This window comes from Psychrobacter lutiphocae DSM 21542 (assembly GCF_000382145.1).
Taxonomy (GTDB): domain Bacteria; phylum Pseudomonadota; class Gammaproteobacteria; order Pseudomonadales; family Moraxellaceae; genus Psychrobacter; species Psychrobacter lutiphocae.
The window spans coordinates 1-15,681 of record NZ_KB907672.1 but is presented as its reverse complement, the minus strand read 5'-3'; the positions used below and the strand labels follow the sequence as shown (position 1 = coordinate 15,681).

Here is a 15,681-nt window from a genome sequence, read left to right as displayed (position 1 = left end):
TATTAAAGCCGTATCTGCTGATGCAGGTTATCGTAGAACCTTTGAGGAACAAATGATGCAAGATTTTAAGTTACCTGTCGATATCTCAACTAAGATTGCAGGTTCTTGGCAGATTATTCCTAAACGCTGGGTTGTTGAACGTACCTTTGCTTGGCTAAATAACTCACGTCGTCTTGCTAAGGATTTCGAAGTTACTGTGACCTCTGCTGAGAATTTCGTTAAGTTGGCTCACATCCATCTCATATTAAGGACTCTTTAACTTGTGAATACAGCTTCTAAGCCACCTGTGCGGTGGTTAAGGAGATTGCAAAAAAACGGTATTATAAAGGCGATTTCTAAGCCACCTGTGCGGTGGTTAAGCCAGACGAGCAAGAGAGCGTCTTGCGCTGCAATTTCTAAGCCACCTGTGCGGTGGTTAAGTCCACCCCCACAAGATTAGCGTTAACTGCTTATTTCTAAGCCACCTGTGCGGTGGTTAAGAACGACCATTCTGCATTGCGCCATTTTTACAATTTCTAAGCCACCTGTGCGGTGGTTAAGTGCTGCCATGAGTCTATCAGACAGCAAACAGATTTCTAAGCCACCTGTGCGGTGGTTAAGCCTGCTAGGTAATGTGTTGTCAATACCCTCGATTTCTAAGCCACCTGTGCGGTGGTTAAGGGCGTGTCGCTGTTTTAATCTCCACCATTGGTTTTCTAAGCCACCTGTGCGGTGGTTAAGTTTGGCGGTTTTGTAGGTGCATCTATACAGTATTTCTAAGCCACCTGTGCGGTGGTTAAGCGTCAAAAGCCCTATTGGTAGACGATACCGTATTTCTAAGCCACCTGTGCGGTGGTTAAGGGACGTTAACCCTGCTGCGTCTCCCCCTTGAATTTCTAAGCCACCTGTGCGGTGGTTAAGTCAGATTTGGTGAAAACAATCCACTGCCGTTTTTTCTAAGCCACCTGTGCGGTGGTTAAGGGCAATAACCGACTCTGCTAAATACTGGATAATTTCTAAGCCACCTGTGCGGTGGTTAAGAATCTAAAGCCAAGGCTACGCTATACGCATTGTTTCTAAGCCACCTGTGCGGTGGTTAAGTTTTGTTTGTTTAAATTTCTTCGTCTTTAAGTTTTCTAAGCCACCTGTGCGGTGGTTAAGGTGTCCTGTTGCATTCTGAGCTTTACCCAGTTTTTCTAAGCCACCTGTGCGGTGGTTAAGTTGTTGACGCTTTAGAAAAAAATGCCGTTCATTTTCTAAGCCACCTGTGCGGTGGTTAAGCATGAGTATCAACGGCTAGTCGTGTAGTTGTTTTTCTAAGCCACCTGTGCGGTGGTTAAGTACTAGACGAGCTTAACAAAGAATATAAGCACTTTCTAAGCCACCTGTGCGGTGGTTAAGTACTTTATCGAAAAAGCAAGTATGCGCAAGCATTTCTAAGCCACCTGTGCGGTGGTTAAGACCTCAAACAGCGGTATGACTTGTTAAATAATTTTCTAAGCCACCTGTGCGGTGGTTAAGTTTATTTAGATACAGACTCCATCAAGCCTTATATTTCTAAGCCACCTGTGCGGTGGTTAAGAAGCTCGCTGGGCCGATCTTTTAGCAAATATATTTCTAAGCCACCTGTGCGGTGGTTAAGTTTACTAATAAAAATAAGCTTAGAGCAGAGCTTTTCTAAGCCACCTGTGCGGTGGTTAAGGACTTTTTTATTTTTTTATTTTTTTTATTTAATTTCTAAGCCACCTGTGCGGTGGTTAAGACCGCTACCCCATATTTGTTAACTAAGTCTTTTTTCTAAGCCACCTGTGCGGTGGTTAAGTGTCGCTGTATCGTGTCCTGCTGTGCCGTCAGTTTCTAAGCCACCTGTGCGGTGGTTAAGTTTAAATTCATGATGTCGATCAACTATCGCAATTTCTAAGCCACCTGTGCGGTGGTTAAGTAACAGATGTTGATATAGATAAACATCCTATTTTTCTAAGCCACCTGTGCGGTGGTTAAGATTGTCTTGAGAACAGGCGACCATTTACATAATTTCTAAGCCACCTGTGCGGTGGTTAAGAGCGACAACAAGCCGAAGCATTGCACGCACAGTTTCTAAGCCACCTGTGCGGTGGTTAAGTCAACCAGTGGGCGGTCTGCCTTATCGTAGTATTTCTAAGCCACCTGTGCGGTGGTTAAGTAAAGTATTTGAATTCATTTCAAATGCTTTAGTTTCTAAGCCACCTGTGCGGTGGTTAAGGTCTTGCTGTGTCGTCAGGGCTTGCTGTACTTTTTCTAAGCCACCTGTGCGGTGGTTAAGGCATCGGCAAGAAATTTAATCTATCTTGCATTTTTCTAAGCCACCTGTGCGGTGGTTAAGGTATAACTTGGTGATAGAATCTTCGGTTATAGTTTCTAAGCCACCTGTGCGGTGGTTAAGCTAGTCTTCTCCCTATGTGTAGGGATATGCGGTTTCTAAGCCACCTGTGCGGTGGTTAAGCTCTTAGAACAAGAGGAGTGGAAAATACGAGATTTCTAAGCCACCTGTGCGGTGGTTAAGTAGGTTTAAAAGAGTCTGCTACCACCTCAAACTTTCTAAGCCACCTGTGCGGTGGTTAAGCAGACCTTTGCTGTATAGCAGTGAGGGCTAGGTTTCTAAGCCACCTGTGCGGTGGTTAAGAGGAATTATACCTCAAAAAAATGAGTTATGACAAAGCTTGGAGGGCAAAAACCCTGTTTTTACCCTCTTTTTTGAGCTATATTATAACTCTTTGATTTAAATATAAATTTTTAAATAGTACAAAAAGAGGGTTTTTTTTACTCCTCTTTTTGGGTCATTCGTCACAACCAATTTAATGATATTTTTAAAAATGTAGAACAGTGACACTACCGTGCATTTTACTCATACCATAGTTATACCAAATCTAAAAATTAAGATATCGAGGAAAACGAGAGCAAATGCTATAATTAGTAGGTTTAGCGAGTTTGACAAAGATAGGTTATTTTTCAGAAAAGGTGTTACTAAAGGTTCCTGCTGTTGCTTTATCAACAGGCTGGTTATTGTAACACCTTGAGCGAGTAGATGGGTGGGTTTACCACTTGGATTCGGTGATGAACAGCACAATTAAAGTTGCATTTTTCCCTAATTTTGACATACAGTAGAGAGCGGATACGGATTGAATAGTATCACCCCCCAGTAAGCACAGACAAAGCTATGATAGGTGACTAGGGCGCATCTTTATTTTTTAAATGTTATTGCATGAATCGAAGACACGCCCTAGACTGCGACTCCAATTTGGATGACCAATAGCAATTAACACTGAGTACTTAACATTATGACAAACAAAGCAACCTTGCCTTATGACGTTACTAGACTCAACAAACTGACAGTGTTTATATCCATACTGCTGATATCTAGCCCTGTCTATGCATCATGGCAGTTTCAAAGCATTAGCCTCAATTATTTTTGGCTGGTTATTATTCCTTTTTTTTTCATTCATCTTATTGCAACACTTGTATTGTTTGTTAAAGGTGAGTACCGATCTGATAAGGTTGCTTACACCCACTTTTTGATGGCCTTGATGTTCCCTGTATTGGGGGTTGTTTTTTTAATGTATGAGCTTTTTTTGGATTTTGAAGGCAACCGTCCTTATTTAGGCGACTATATGTTTGGATTGGTGGTGTATATATTTTTGATGGTTATTGCCACTTTTCCGCTAGTTATTTGTCGCACCCACTCAGATTAATCTGACTTATGTAGGATAAGGCATATAGCAGTTGGTAGAACATAGCAGTTGGTAGAACACCTAAAAGTTGTTGCCATATTACGCTATTATATCGCTAGTGAGGTTGATTAGTTGCCAGTGATCCGCTTGTATTTGGCCATTAAATCGCCCTCTGATTCGACATGGTTTGGATCTTTAGGAATACAATCAATTGGACAGATTTCGACACACTGAGGCTCATCAAAGTGACCAACACATTCAGTGCATAGGTCAGGGTTGATTTCATAAATATCGTCACCTTCATAGATGGCATCATTTGGGCAGACTGGCTCACACACATCGCAATTAATACATTCATCAGTAATCATTAATGCCATTTTTCTACTCCCAATGGTTGGCACGTTTATTGTCAAAGGCTTGTTGTACAATCTCTGGTACAAACTTTCTAACATCTCCGTTAAGTTTTGCAATCTCACGAATCATGGTAGATGAGATAAATGAATATTCAGGGGCAGGGGTTAAAAACACAGCTTCAAAATTATCATCGAGCTCACGGTTCATATTGGCCAATTGGAACTCATATTCAAAGTCAGACATAGCACGTAGCCCACGCAATACCGCAGTGGCTTTTTGCTCTCGCATAAACTCAACCAATAGCCCTTCAAAGCCAACCACAGTGACTTGTGGTAAGTCTGCAAAGACGGTTTCTACCAATTCGACACGCTCTTCAAAGTTAAACATGGGCTTTTTATGATGACCCAAGGCCACTGAGATAACCACTTCATCAAACAGTTTTACGGCGCGGTTAACTAAGTCGATATGACCATTGGTAATAGGATCAAAGGTGCCGGGGTAAACAACTTTTGTATGTAGGGTGGAAGATTGAGTCATGGTATTTGGCTTAAAGTCGTTGGTTGAATAAAAAGATAAATCAGATAAATTAAGTGAATAACAATCGCTCACTCAGCTCACTTAGTTGAGTTACTAATAGAGCTAGAGCACCTATCGTATCAAATTTTTGTGCAAGAGGTAAGATTATTGTCGCTTGCAACCAGCGGTTTGTTATACTAAGGGTTCGACCTGACTTGGCGTTACGCTAAGTTTGGGGACATGTACGACAAGCTAGGCATGGCGGGTATCCTTATGGATAGTCAACTGGCTTGGCTATTAAGAGAGTGTATTATGGCAAAAAAAGCAAAAAAACCATCGAATCAGATTGCGCTAAATAGAAAGGCGCGTCATGAATATTTTATTGAAGAAACTTATGAAGCTGGTCTCGAGCTACAAGGCTGGGAGGTTAAAGCCATTCGAGCTGGTAAAATGAGTATTACGGAAGCTTATGTCATCTTTCGCAATAATGAAGCCTTTTTGTTCGGCGCTCACATTCAGCCGCTGATTTCAAGCTCGACTCATGTGGTGCCAGACAGTATCCGTACCCGTAAATTGCTACTGCATCGCAAAGAGATTGATACCTTATTTGGTGCGGTCAATCAAAAAGGCTATGCCTGTATTCCACTAGAGGTGTATTGGAAAAACTCATTGGTAAAATGCAAAATTGGTTTGGCCAAAGGTAAGAAGCTGCATGATAAGCGTAAGACCATCAAAGAAAGAGACTGGCAACGTGATAAAGAGCGTGGCTTTAAACAGCATCTAGACTAGGCCAATTTTATGACCATAACCAGCCTACAACTGCTCACTTTTATAGATGTGGAGAATGGTGCCAGCCGAGATTGAAGCTCAGGTGTTGACGGCAGATGCCAAAAAGTCAGGTGAAAAAGACAGCCTAAAAAGCGTTACCTCCGGCTGTTTGGTATCGCTAAGTAATCCTAAGGTGATTTTGTTTTATGTCAGCTTATTGCCCAGCTTTTTTCCAGTGGCAAATTTAACAGGAATAGATATCAGCGTCTTATGTGTGGTGATATTTTGTAGCGCCATGGTGAGCATGATGCTGTATGCATTTATGGCCTCTTATGCTCAGCAACAGTTAAAGACGGCAAAAGCACGGCAACGCTTTAATCGTGTCGGCTCTTCGTTTATGGGGCTGGCCGGTGTTTGGCTGCTGTCAAAGGGCTAGTGCTAGTGTTTAAGGATTAGTGTCAAAAGACTATTTCACTAAGTAGAAACTTAAGTTAAGCAAAAGCCACTTATCAGATTGATAAGTGGCTTCTTTTATGGGGCTTTAGTCAGGATTGAGCCGCTTAGCGCATGGTCACAAACTCTTCTGAGCCAGTAGGGTGGATGGCAACCGTGTTATCAAAGTCTGCTTTGGTTGCGCCCATCTTAATCGCTACTGCAAAACCTTGAATCATTTCATCAACACCAAAGCCGATGCCGTGTAAACCAACGATTTTTTCTTCTTCACCCAAGCATACCAACTTCATTTTACACTTTTGACGATGCTGAGTAACCGCACTATACATAGGGGTAAAGGTTGAGTTGTAGCACTTGATGTTATCAGCGCCATGCTGCTCAATGGCTTGTTGCTCTGATAAGCCAATGGTACCAATCGGTGGATGGGTAAAGATAACGGTCGGCACTAAGTTGTAATCAAGATGTTCGTTTGGTTTATTGTTAAACAAACGCTCAGACAAGCGGCGACCAGCAGCCACAGCCACAGGGGTTAGGTCAATGCTATTTTCGATGATATCACCGACTGCATAAATCCCCTCAATATTGGTGTTTTGGTATTTATCCACTTTTATTTTGCCGTCTTCTGTGGTTTCAACGCCGGTGACTTCTAAGTTAATGCTGTCTGTTTGAGGTACACGACCGACAGCCCAGATTAAGCAATCAACCGTTTGTTGGCTGCCATCTTTTAGATGCAAGGTTAGACTGTCGTCAGCATTTTTGGTGACTTCGACAATTGAGGTATTTGGATGCAAATTGATACCATCTTGCTCAAATACTTCCAGTAAGACTTCGACGATACTGTCATCGAATTGACGCAGTGGACGGTCGTGGCGAACATACAGATCTACTTCTGAGCCAAGGCTGCGTAATACACCAGCGATTTCTACCGCCACATAGCCGGCGCCAGCAATGGCAACTCGTTTTGGTAATTCATTGAGCGCAAAGAAGCCATCTGAATCGATACCATACTCTGCACCTTTGACATCTGGAAGGACCGGACGACCACCAGTGGCAATCAAGATATGATCAGCGGTGATGTGCTCGCCATTGACTTCAACTGTGTTTTTGTCGACAAACTTGGCAAAGCCGTTAATCACTTCAACATTGTTGTTGCCTAAGTTTTTTTCGTAAGCACGATGGATGTTGCCAATGTATTTTTGGCGGGTCTCAATCAGCTTGCTATAACCAAAGTCTTTAATATCGACATCAAAGCCATAATCTGGCGCATATTTGTGCATGGCTTCTGCTACTTGTGCGCCATACCACATGACTTTTTTGGGCACACAGCCTAGGTTGACACAGGTGCCACCTAAATGATTGGCTTCAATAATGGCACATTTTTTGCCATACATGGCTGCTCTGTTGATTGACGCAATACCACCACTACCGCCACCAATTGCGATGTAATCATAATGTTTTGTCATATTAAGTTACTGCCTTTTATTATTAAAATTAAACGAATTAAAGATAAAATAGAGTCACTATTCAGCTTATTAAACGGATTAAACATAAAGCTGATTAAAGAAAAAAATGATAAGTTTTTAAAACATATACAGCTATTGTAAAGGATAAGCGGGTAACTGTTTATAGTGATTTGTTTAACATTAAGTTTGGCTAAATTGATAACGCTTTATTTCAAACAATCGGATGGCTCAAACAATCGGATGGCTCAAACAATCGGATGGCTCAAACGATCGGACGGCGACGATAAAACAATAATCCAGGAATCGATAAGCCCAATACCAGCCCCGAAGTCACAAATAAAGCCTCAAAAAAGTAGGTCATCATTTGATTAAATAAGGCATCAGAAAAGCCGAAATAGCCAATTTGTACCATGCTGACCATCGCTTTGTATGCAGGAATACCGGGCATCATGCAGATCACGCTTGGTGAGATAAGTGCCTTTGGCGTAAGGGTGTATTTCTTTGAAAAATAAACCCCAACAAAACTGGCAATCATAGCGCCACAAAAACTGGCAATCACTAAATGCACGTCATGTTGGAGCAAATAAGTCTTTAGCCCAAATCCAAAGGCCGTCATCAGCAGGCAGGGCAGAATATAACGCTTAGGTACTGTGAACATTAGCGTCCAGCCCAGCGTAATGATGCTGGAGAGTACCATGGTTTGAAGTAGCCACATATCCCACATATTAAAAGCCCCAGTGCTGAATGCGTAATAATACCAGTGCAATCACAATACCCACGCACGCCGATAAGGTCAGCATATAAGTAAATACCGCCCGTCCAATACCAATATTAATATAGCCCTTTAAGATATCAGACAATGAATTAATCAGTGGAAAGCTAGGAACCAACAGCAACACACTGGATGCCACCGCAATATCAGCATTATTACCGATATCAAAATAATAGGTGGTTGCGCCAATCAGTGAGGCAATAAAAGCGGTGACAATCACCGTAATAAACGGATTGAAATGATGCTTGGATAAAAAGATACGAGTTAACATTGCCACCATGCCGGCCACAAAGGTGACCGCTGCAATAGGCAAGCTACCACCATTTAAATAAGCAAAGGTGGCGCAAGATAAGCCCACAAATAGCCCGACCAGCCAAGGCGGATAGACGGTTTTGTCCAAGGTATCAAAGGCACAGCTGATATCATCAATCATTGCCTGACGGTTGGTAAATGCAGAGATATTGGTGTCTATGCAAGATTTATTAGTCAGATCGGCGTAGCTGATGTTTGAGGCCGTGGCATAGGCGAGAGCATCTTGTTCTGCCTTATTCACAATCTGCTGAATCTGCACCAACAAATTGACATTAATACTTTGGTTAATGGTATCTCTGGTGGTGGTGATGCAGCGCTCATGAAAGATGGTAGTTAAGGTGATGGCATTAAAGCCCAGCGCACACTCGACACTGTCCACACCTAAGGCATGACCTAAGCGTTTTGATAAATCCACCACAACCGCAGACTCAGCGCCATACTGCATTAATAATAGCCCGCAACGCACACATAGGCGGGTAATGCGTTGCTGCTGGGCGTAATTTAGATAGGTCATGGTTTAAGGTCTATTTCATATTTTAAAATTGAGTGGGTGTCCAGATTATGTATCTAATTTTTATCTAAGTTTTATCTAATTTTCGTATTAAAGCTCTATTATTGCTGTTGGCGCTTGCCCCACCAAGACACTGCCGATACCAAGATAGCACCAAGTAACATTAAGCCTATTGTCATGACCCACTGAGCACCACCTGGATAATGCCAAGGTGCCACATTATGAATGGCATCACTGTTTAAGGTGCCCAAAGCATCGACTTTCCACGGCCAGACTTTGACCAAAGAGCCAGCGATAAAGCCAGTTAATAGTGCCAATGTTCCTTGATAATAACGGGCCAAGAGCCACTTGAGCGCATGCGTAAAAGCCAATAAGCCAGTTGCCATGCCAGCGACCAAGGTTAAGATTACCGTCAGATTAAAGTCATGCACGGCTTCTAAAATATGATCGTACACACCAAGTAGCAATAAAATAAATGACCCTGAAATACCGGGCAAAATCATGGCACAAATGGCCAATGCACCAGAAAAGAAGATATACGGCAGACTTGGCTCTGTGGTCATCAGTGGCAAGCTACTAACACCGACTGCTGCTCCAATACCGACCACGAACAGTAAGGCACGCGACAGATTCCACTGCTTAATTTCAGTTAATAAAATTAGCACAGTGGCCACGACTAAGCCAAAGAAAAATGACCAGATTAACAGGGGCTGATTGTCTAGTAGATGTTTAATAATGCCGGCTAGGGTAGCAAAGCTGGTGACAATTCCCAATAGCAGCGCCAATAAAAATGTGGCATCCACATAGCGCCATACCGTAATTAAGCCTTTGATGCCGCCTTGTTGGCGATAGACTTGCCACAGATGTGGTCCAATACTGCCCAAAGCGTTAATCAGGCGCTCATAGACACCAGCAATCAAAGCGATGGTACCACCAGACACACCGGGCACGATATCGGCAGCACCCATCGCCATGCCTTTGACATAAACGGCGCCGAGCTGTCTCGGACTGTCTGTCCGAGTGACTGAATTGGGTGGCGTCTGATTTTGAGTTTGATTAGAGGGTGTGGGTTTTGGTGATTGTGGTGCCGACATCGACATTCCTTTCAAGATAATAATAAGCGGATAATACGTTAGGGTCGCTAAATATAGTGTTTTGTGGTTAATAAGGCCTGCATTTTAGCAGGCAGGGATAGATAACAGCAATCGCTGGCGCTGTTTTCTGCACAAATTTCATCAAGGGCGTTGGCGCAAAAGGATATCTTGGTCATTTATTCGGTTGATTACTGGCGTAGATATCCTTTAAGGTGGTTATTTTTAAGGTGGTTATTGTGTTTTGACGTATTGGCTACGGTTCAGATTTGGTTGCTTGTAAGGTTAGCGCCTCACGCTGTGAGAAAAATTCAGGTTTTTGTAGTCTCTTTGACGCAGCTTGTTTATAGGCTTTTGATTGAAATAACATACTGGAGGTTAATATCTTTGGCGTATAATTATGATAGCGATTAGACACCTCAACCTTGTTGTAATCGGGCGCGACAGGGCGACTAAATGAGTAATCTTGATGGGTGTGAATGGCGAAGAAATAATCATCGCCATCGAGCATATAAATATAATAATTGGGCTTAACGTCTGGTGCGTATTGCGGGTCATAACGTTCTTCGATAGGGTGTCCAAGCCCTGCCTCTAAATCATTAACGAATTGGGTCATGGTGGCGTATTCAGAGCCGGGCAATTGATAGGTATATTGCTGTTGTTGAGGGGTGGCGATAAAGACAGTCAGGTTTCTTTGCTGCTTATTTTGCAGTGGATAGCGCCCTGTTTTATTGTGATAGGCTTCAATTAAGTCGACCCAATACTTGAGCTGTTGCAGTCGCACAATGTCAGCATCTGCCTGAAAGCCTTTATAGGCTGCCAGCATTTCGGGTGGGACGATGTCAGAGAGTGTCGGTCGCTCTTGGTGTTGACTGGCTGTGAGCGAGTGGTTTGTTGAGCTGGCAACACTGGGCGCATGGATGCCGATCAGTCCGGCTAATAGCAGCGCCACACTTTTGGTTATTACTTTCAGTCGTTGACGATTCATTAAGCTGCTCATGGTGGCATCCTTTCAGGTAGTTAGAGATCAGTATTTAGTTTAACCTTAACATTAATGCGGTCTTTATTTCACGGCTTAATTTTTATCAAAGGTGGCGTGATATTGAGAATGACGCGGATTCAATGGTATAACTGGGTTTGTCATTTAACATTACCGAGTTTAACGTTACTGAGCTGGATTGGTATCAGTATTTAACTGTCTTGAACACAAAGGATTTAAAAAATGAACTGGTTTTTGGATACGATAAAAAATAGATATGCGCAGTTTGACGGCCGAGCAAGACGCAAAGAGTATTGGTTGTTTAATCTGTTTTACTGGCTAATTTTATTAGCTATATGGATTATTTTTGGATTTGGTAGTTCAGAAAAGGTGATGAATATAGGATTCAGCATAGCCTTGATCTTTATGTTGGGTCTTATCGTACCAATGTGGGCGGTTACCATTCGACGTTTGCATGATATTGGTAAAAGTGGTTGGTGGATATTGATAGGTTCCGTCCCTTATATCGGTAGTTTTATCTTATTGATATTCTGCTGTTTAGACAGTGAGCCAGGTGCCAATAAATATGGTCCAAATCCTAAAGGTATCATGTCTTAATTTAAAATATTGATGGTGACTGCTATGCCAATTGGAATTTTAACCTTAACTTTTTCATTGCCTGGTTGTGGTTCGCTGAAAGAAAAGCGAATGCGGATGGGCGGATTGCATGAGCGCTTTGGGCGCAATCCTGCGGTGGCGGTGTGTGAAAGCGGTGAGCGCAATCGTCATGATGCCAGCGAATGGACGTTTGTGGTGGTGGGGCTAAATAAGCGTGAGATTGAATCTGAATTTAATCAGATTGAGGACAAAATTCAGCGGGTGGTTGAGGCACGGATTATGGAGGTAAGACGGGAGTTTATTTAAGACGATATTCGTTATTGGTATTAAGTCATTATGATGAAGCTTATCCCGCTTTCCGCTTTTAGTTGGCAGGTCGTGGCGTACAGTGCCTAAGCACAGCGGCGTTCCTGTTACCTCGATACCACCGCTGCCCAAGGCACTGTATACGCCACACCCCACCAAGCTAACCGCTGCAATCGGGGCTAAACCGCTCTTGAAAGCTAAATCTACTGACGGTTAAAACTGATAGTTCTGGGCCCGAGTAGAATTCAAAATCTTCAGCTGAGGAATGCCATTGGCATCTTGGGTGATATCAGCATCGACGCCATACACTTCCTGAATAGAAGCGGGATTGATGACTTGTTGCGGTGTTCCTTCTGCATAAATATGTTTTGACTTTAACATCACCAACTTATCAGAGTAGCGACACGCCATATTTAAATCATGCAAGGTTAGTAAAGTCGTGGTCTGCTTAGCACGGGTGTAAGCCTGAATTAACTCCATGATTTCTAAATCATTTTGCATATCTAGGTTGGCAGTAGGCTCATCCATAATCAATATCTTTGGCTCTTTGACAATGGCTTGCGCAATATCTACCACTCTACGCTGTCCACCACTGAGCTGATTGTATGGTCTGTCTGCTAGATTCTGTAAATGCAAGGTCTGCAAGATATTGTGAACCTTATCAAGCTCACAGCTGTCAACACTCATCCCAAGCTGGTGCATGCGTCCGAGCAGCACAACCTCAAATACGGTCAAAGACGGAATATGAGTGTTGTCTTGAGTCAAAAAACTGATGGTCTTAGACAACTGATGTGGTGCGTAAGTTGTCTTATTTTTACCATCAATAAAAATGTCGCCCTTTGCTTTATTAAGACCCATCAACGACTTTAATAACGTACTTTTACCAGCACCATTGGCACCGATTAAACTGGTCACTTCGCCAGGGTTGGCAGTGAAGTTGATGTTTTCGAGAATGCATGGCCCATTTTGTGAATAGCCAAATGACAGGTTTTGTATTTTTAACCCACTCAAATCTTTTGCCCCTTTTTTCTTCTGAGAACCAATGTGAAAAAGAATGGTACGCCAATAATTGAGGTCACAATACCGATCGGATAAATAATGCCTGGCATGATGGCTTTACTAATAATAGAGGCAAATGACAGCAATAACATGCCACATAAGGCAGAAGTGATTAGATGATATCTTTTTTCTTCGCCGACCAGACGAGTAGCCACATGTGGCGCTGCCAGTCCGATAAAGCCAATGGTACCCGTAAAGCTGACCGCGACCGAAGCCATTAACGAGATTAAAATCATGGCTTTTAACTTGATGGCATCCACTCGAATCCCCAAGCTTTCCGCTTTTTCATCGCCCATCAATAAGCCAGTATATTTCCACGCATCTTTTAGTAACAAAGGCACGCAGATAAAGGTAACGGTGGCAGTGATGGCCAAATTGGTCCAACTGGTACGTTGTAGGCTACCAAAGGTCCAAAACACAATGGCTTGGTTTTGGGTTTCTGACGAGCCATATTGGATCAAAGCTTGTAGTGCTTGGAATAAAAAGGTCAACGCGATACCAGAAAGCACCATACTGTTTGTCGATAAGTTTTTATTTTTTCCCATTAAATAAATCAGCATACACACGCTGATAGAAAAGATAAAAGACAGTAAAGAGACACTGGTCGCACCCAAACCTAAAACAATGGCTAATGACGCGCCAAATGCCGCACCAGAACCCACACCTAGAGTGTAGGGACTGGCCAAGGGGTTATGTAAGATGGTCTGCATCACCGCGCCAGCTGTCCCTAATAAGCAGCCAATTAGCAACGCCATTAAGGCGATTGGCAGGCGAATTTGGGACATAATAACGCGAATATTGCTTTCTACTTCGTTGGGTGTGAAGATGCCCTTTAATACTTGCTCGATGGAGAGCATGGCGGGACCAACCGCCACATCTACCACAAATGATATAAAACACAGAACCACTAATGCGCCTAATATCACGAGCTTTTTACGATTTAAGTATTGATAACTAACGGTAGACATGGCTGTTTTTTCCCAGCAATTATTTTAATAACTATTTTTCATCTGCAAGGGTAATGTACCAAGTGCCAGTTAACTCAATTGGCATGTACTTTTCAAAAAACTGTCTTAAGTTCTCTTCAGGGTTTACGTCTTCAAACAATTCAGGATGGATAGATTTGGCCATCATTTGAGCGCCAGCAAAGTCAAAAATATGTCTAGATAGATCATGATAAATCGCAGACATTTGATTGTTTTTTACAGCAGCAAGATCGCTCCAGCCTTGACGATTTTTATAAGAGGCAAGGGCTTTTAGTGCCGCTTGTTTGTCTGTGCCATAGCCTAAAACGACGTTGTTGGTGATGTCTTCTTGCGGGCTACCGGTAAAGATGATCACGTCAGGATTGGCAGCAATAACCAGCTCAGGGTTAACATCAACTTGGTTGCCTTCGCCAAAGTCATTGGCAATATTGATACCGCCGACCTGAGGAATTAAGCCACCCCACATTTTTTTGCCCCAACTGTTACCATACTGATTCACACCACGGCTAAACTCCATATAAACTTTTGGCTTATCTGCATCTGCAAGCGTGCTTAATCTGTCTTCTACAACGGCCAACTGTTTGGCATAAAACTCACCAATTTCTTTTGCACGTTCTGATTTGCCCATTAAGTCGCCAAGCATCTGCGTGCTTTTTTGATGATTCTCAACCGTTTGTGAATGGTAATCAACAAAAACAACAGGAATATCAGCAGCGCTTAATCTGTCCAGTTGCGGCTCTATGAAAGAGTAGTTCACCGGTGCTGACATGATAAGCACATCAGGCTTTAGAGCGATAATGGTTTCAACACTGATGCTGTCGTTATAGCCAATGTCAGTGGTCTCGCCAATTTGTGGGAATTTGGCCAAATAAGTATCCCAAGCATCACCACGGCGACCTTTCCAATACTTATGACTAAAACCAACCAGCTTATCAATGCCTTCTTCGCCAGTCACTGCCAAGTATTCTTCAAGGTTGAAGGTTACGGCAACAGATTCAATGTCTTTTTTGACCGAGACTTCTCGACCTTTTAAGTCAGTAATAATATGAGTAAGCGCATCATTAGCAGCTTCAGAAGCAGCTGTTTCATTGTCTTTTTTTGTACAGCCGATCAAGGTTAATAAAGCAAGTGCAAAGGCCATTGCGATATACAGTGACCTGGTATGAATTGTTGTTGTCATCATCAGTTTCCTACAATGCTTATGTTAATGATGTGTTTCAGTTAGGTTTGTTCTAAGTTAATAAAGTACCTTTAAAGCTCTAAGTCTACGCTAGAAAAAAAACAAGTCAATAAGCCCCATAGGGGATACGAGGGCTTGTAAATCGGAAGATGCAGGAGATTAAAAAGGAATGATTTTGAAGAAAAAATAATAATAAAGCGTGTAGTGTTTATGTAGATATTTTTTATTTATAATAATTTAAACCACTCAGTGGTAAGTTAAGTTTATTTGATTAAATTCAGGGTCTGTAAGCGACACATTTAAGCTTTAGAGTTTAAGCTTAACTATAAGAGAGCTACTATAAGTAATCGAACAAAATTAAATACCTATACTTTAAATGTAGAAAAATTTAACGACAGGGAATCACCAATATTAGCAAAAACCCGATTAACTGCATAAGACAACGTATCGAAAGAAACATAATCACAAGGTCTTAGCCAAGCCTGTTTTACCTCCTTCCATAACCGCTCAATGATATTTAGATGCGGACTATAAGGCGGTAAATAAAAGATAAACAAGCCTCGTTCTTGCCAAATGGGTAATCTAGCTTGGATAATCTTGGCATGATGAATACTGGCATTATCCATG

At 42.3% G+C, this 15,681-nt stretch carries 16 protein-coding genes, 1 pseudogene and 1 CRISPR repeat array; of the genes and pseudogenes, 6 read left to right on the top strand and 11 right to left on the bottom strand.

Annotation, left to right across the window (positions count from 1 at the left end):
• A pseudogene (locus tag H140_RS0112865) lies at positions 1-259 on the top strand (IS5/IS1182 family transposase); the annotation flags it as partial.
• A gap of 13 nt (positions 260-272) precedes the next feature.
• A CRISPR array of direct repeats spans positions 273-2,641; the repeat unit is 28 nt; unit sequence TTTCTAAGCCACCTGTGCGGTGGTTAAG.
• 655 nt (positions 2,642-3,296) lie between these two features.
• Positions 3,297-3,707 carry a hypothetical protein gene (locus tag H140_RS0112860; RefSeq protein ID WP_019674063.1) on the top strand — a complete coding sequence of 137 codons (411 nt, stop codon included), beginning with the start codon at positions 3,297-3,299 and terminating at the stop codon, positions 3,705-3,707.
• A 107-nt stretch (positions 3,708-3,814) separates the two neighbouring features.
• Here H140_RS0112860 and H140_RS0112855 read toward each other — a convergent pair whose 3' ends face one another.
• Both H140_RS0112855 and coaD read right to left on the bottom strand, forming a co-directional pair.
• Entirely contained in the window at positions 3,815-4,063 is a 249-nt protein-coding gene (locus tag H140_RS0112855) for a YfhL family 4Fe-4S dicluster ferredoxin (protein ID WP_019674062.1), read from the bottom strand.
• Positions 4,064-4,067: 4 nt separating this feature from the next.
• Positions 4,068-4,577, bottom strand: a complete 510-nt coding sequence (coaD, locus tag H140_RS0112850; RefSeq protein WP_026349100.1) for a pantetheine-phosphate adenylyltransferase — start codon at positions 4,575-4,577, stop codon at positions 4,068-4,070.
• A 291-nt stretch (positions 4,578-4,868) separates the two neighbouring features.
• Between coaD and smpB the strand changes: the two genes are divergently transcribed.
• Both smpB and H140_RS14720 read left to right on the top strand, forming a co-directional pair.
• The gene (smpB, locus tag H140_RS0112845; protein WP_026349099.1) at positions 4,869-5,345 is read left to right on the top strand and encodes an SsrA-binding protein SmpB; all 477 of its coding nucleotides are present in this window, start codon (positions 4,869-4,871) and stop codon (positions 5,343-5,345) included.
• A 55-nt stretch (positions 5,346-5,400) separates the two neighbouring features.
• Complete coding sequence (locus tag H140_RS14720; RefSeq protein WP_019674059.1) at positions 5,401-5,760, top strand: LysE family translocator; 360 nt, start codon at positions 5,401-5,403, stop codon at positions 5,758-5,760.
• Positions 5,761-5,884: 124 nt separating this feature from the next.
• Here H140_RS14720 and gorA read toward each other — a convergent pair whose 3' ends face one another.
• The 5 genes from gorA to H140_RS0112805 all read right to left on the bottom strand — a co-directional run bounded on the left by gorA (position 5,885) and on the right by H140_RS0112805 (position 10,926).
• Positions 5,885-7,240 carry a glutathione-disulfide reductase gene (gene gorA / locus H140_RS0112835; protein ID WP_019674058.1) on the bottom strand — a complete coding sequence of 452 codons (1,356 nt, stop codon included), beginning with the start codon at positions 7,238-7,240 and terminating at the stop codon, positions 5,885-5,887.
• Positions 7,241-7,502: 262 nt separating this feature from the next.
• Positions 7,503-7,955, bottom strand: coding sequence for a threonine/serine exporter family protein (locus H140_RS0112825; RefSeq protein WP_033427074.1), 453 nt, complete (start codon positions 7,953-7,955; stop codon positions 7,503-7,505).
• 10 nt (positions 7,956-7,965) lie between these two features.
• Positions 7,966-8,838: a threonine/serine exporter family protein gene (locus tag H140_RS0112820; protein WP_019674055.1), complete on the bottom strand. Its 873-nt coding sequence runs from the start codon at positions 8,836-8,838 to the stop codon at positions 7,966-7,968.
• A gap of 98 nt (positions 8,839-8,936) precedes the next feature.
• Positions 8,937-9,929 (bottom strand): DUF368 domain-containing protein, encoded by a 993-nt coding sequence (locus H140_RS0112815; RefSeq protein WP_019674054.1) that lies wholly within the window; start codon positions 9,927-9,929, stop codon positions 8,937-8,939.
• Between the two features lie 253 nt (positions 9,930-10,182).
• Positions 10,183-10,926: a hypothetical protein gene (locus H140_RS0112805; RefSeq protein ID WP_019674052.1), complete on the bottom strand. Its 744-nt coding sequence runs from the start codon at positions 10,924-10,926 to the stop codon at positions 10,183-10,185.
• A 222-nt stretch (positions 10,927-11,148) separates the two neighbouring features.
• Here H140_RS0112805 and H140_RS0112800 point away from each other — a divergent pair, with 222 nt between their 5' ends.
• Both H140_RS0112800 and H140_RS0112795 read left to right on the top strand, forming a co-directional pair.
• Entirely contained in the window at positions 11,149-11,523 is a 375-nt protein-coding gene (locus tag H140_RS0112800; RefSeq protein ID WP_019674051.1) for a DUF805 domain-containing protein, read from the top strand.
• A 24-nt stretch (positions 11,524-11,547) separates the two neighbouring features.
• Complete coding sequence (locus H140_RS0112795) at positions 11,548-11,829, top strand: DUF503 domain-containing protein (protein ID WP_026349098.1); 282 nt, start codon at positions 11,548-11,550, stop codon at positions 11,827-11,829.
• Positions 11,830-12,042: 213 nt separating this feature from the next.
• On the opposite strand, the gene H140_RS0112790 is transcribed toward H140_RS0112795, so the two are convergent.
• The 4 genes from H140_RS0112790 to H140_RS14715 all read right to left on the bottom strand — a co-directional run.
• Positions 12,043-12,840, bottom strand: coding sequence for an ABC transporter ATP-binding protein (locus tag H140_RS0112790; RefSeq protein WP_019674049.1), 798 nt, complete (start codon positions 12,838-12,840; stop codon positions 12,043-12,045).
• Positions 12,837-13,856: a FecCD family ABC transporter permease gene (locus H140_RS0112785; RefSeq protein ID WP_019674048.1), complete on the bottom strand. Its 1,020-nt coding sequence runs from the start codon at positions 13,854-13,856 to the stop codon at positions 12,837-12,839. The genes H140_RS0112790 and H140_RS0112785 overlap by 4 nt, the downstream gene beginning before the upstream one ends.
• A gap of 31 nt (positions 13,857-13,887) precedes the next feature.
• A complete protein-coding gene (locus H140_RS0112780) occupies positions 13,888-15,057 on the bottom strand; it encodes an ABC transporter substrate-binding protein (protein ID WP_083932783.1) in 1,170 nt (389 codons plus the stop codon).
• Between the two features lie 362 nt (positions 15,058-15,419).
• The coding region (locus H140_RS14715) for a transposase (protein WP_019673799.1) at positions 15,420-15,681 on the bottom strand (262 nt) is incomplete at its 5' end.

Bases quoted from the DNA above. Each gene is read 5' to 3' on its own strand.
- H140_RS0112860 (WP_019674063.1), top strand. From the start codon at position 3,297: ATGACAAACAAAGCAACCTTGCCTTATGACGTTACTAGACTCAACAAA.
- H140_RS0112855 (WP_019674062.1), bottom strand. From the start codon at position 4,063: ATGGCATTAATGATTACTGATGAATGTATTAATTGCGATGTGTGTGAG.
- coaD (WP_026349100.1), bottom strand. From the start codon at position 4,577: ATGACTCAATCTTCCACCCTACATACAAAAGTTGTTTACCCCGGCACC.
- smpB (WP_026349099.1), top strand. From the start codon at position 4,869: ATGGCAAAAAAAGCAAAAAAACCATCGAATCAGATTGCGCTAAATAGA.
- H140_RS14720 (WP_019674059.1), top strand. From the start codon at position 5,401: ATGGTGCCAGCCGAGATTGAAGCTCAGGTGTTGACGGCAGATGCCAAA.
- gorA (WP_019674058.1), bottom strand. From the start codon at position 7,240: ATGACAAAACATTATGATTACATCGCAATTGGTGGCGGTAGTGGTGGT.
- H140_RS0112825 (WP_033427074.1), bottom strand. From the start codon at position 7,955: ATGTGGCTACTTCAAACCATGGTACTCTCCAGCATCATTACGCTGGGC.
- H140_RS0112820 (WP_019674055.1), bottom strand. From the start codon at position 8,838: ATGACCTATCTAAATTACGCCCAGCAGCAACGCATTACCCGCCTATGT.
- H140_RS0112815 (WP_019674054.1), bottom strand. From the start codon at position 9,929: ATGTCGGCACCACAATCACCAAAACCCACACCCTCTAATCAAACTCAA.
- H140_RS0112805 (WP_019674052.1), bottom strand. From the start codon at position 10,926: ATGAGCAGCTTAATGAATCGTCAACGACTGAAAGTAATAACCAAAAGT.
- H140_RS0112800 (WP_019674051.1), top strand. From the start codon at position 11,149: ATGAACTGGTTTTTGGATACGATAAAAAATAGATATGCGCAGTTTGAC.
- H140_RS0112795 (WP_026349098.1), top strand. From the start codon at position 11,548: ATGCCAATTGGAATTTTAACCTTAACTTTTTCATTGCCTGGTTGTGGT.
- H140_RS0112785 (WP_019674048.1), bottom strand. From the start codon at position 13,856: ATGTCTACCGTTAGTTATCAATACTTAAATCGTAAAAAGCTCGTGATA.
- H140_RS0112780 (WP_083932783.1), bottom strand. From the start codon at position 15,057: ATGATGACAACAACAATTCATACCAGGTCACTGTATATCGCAATGGCC.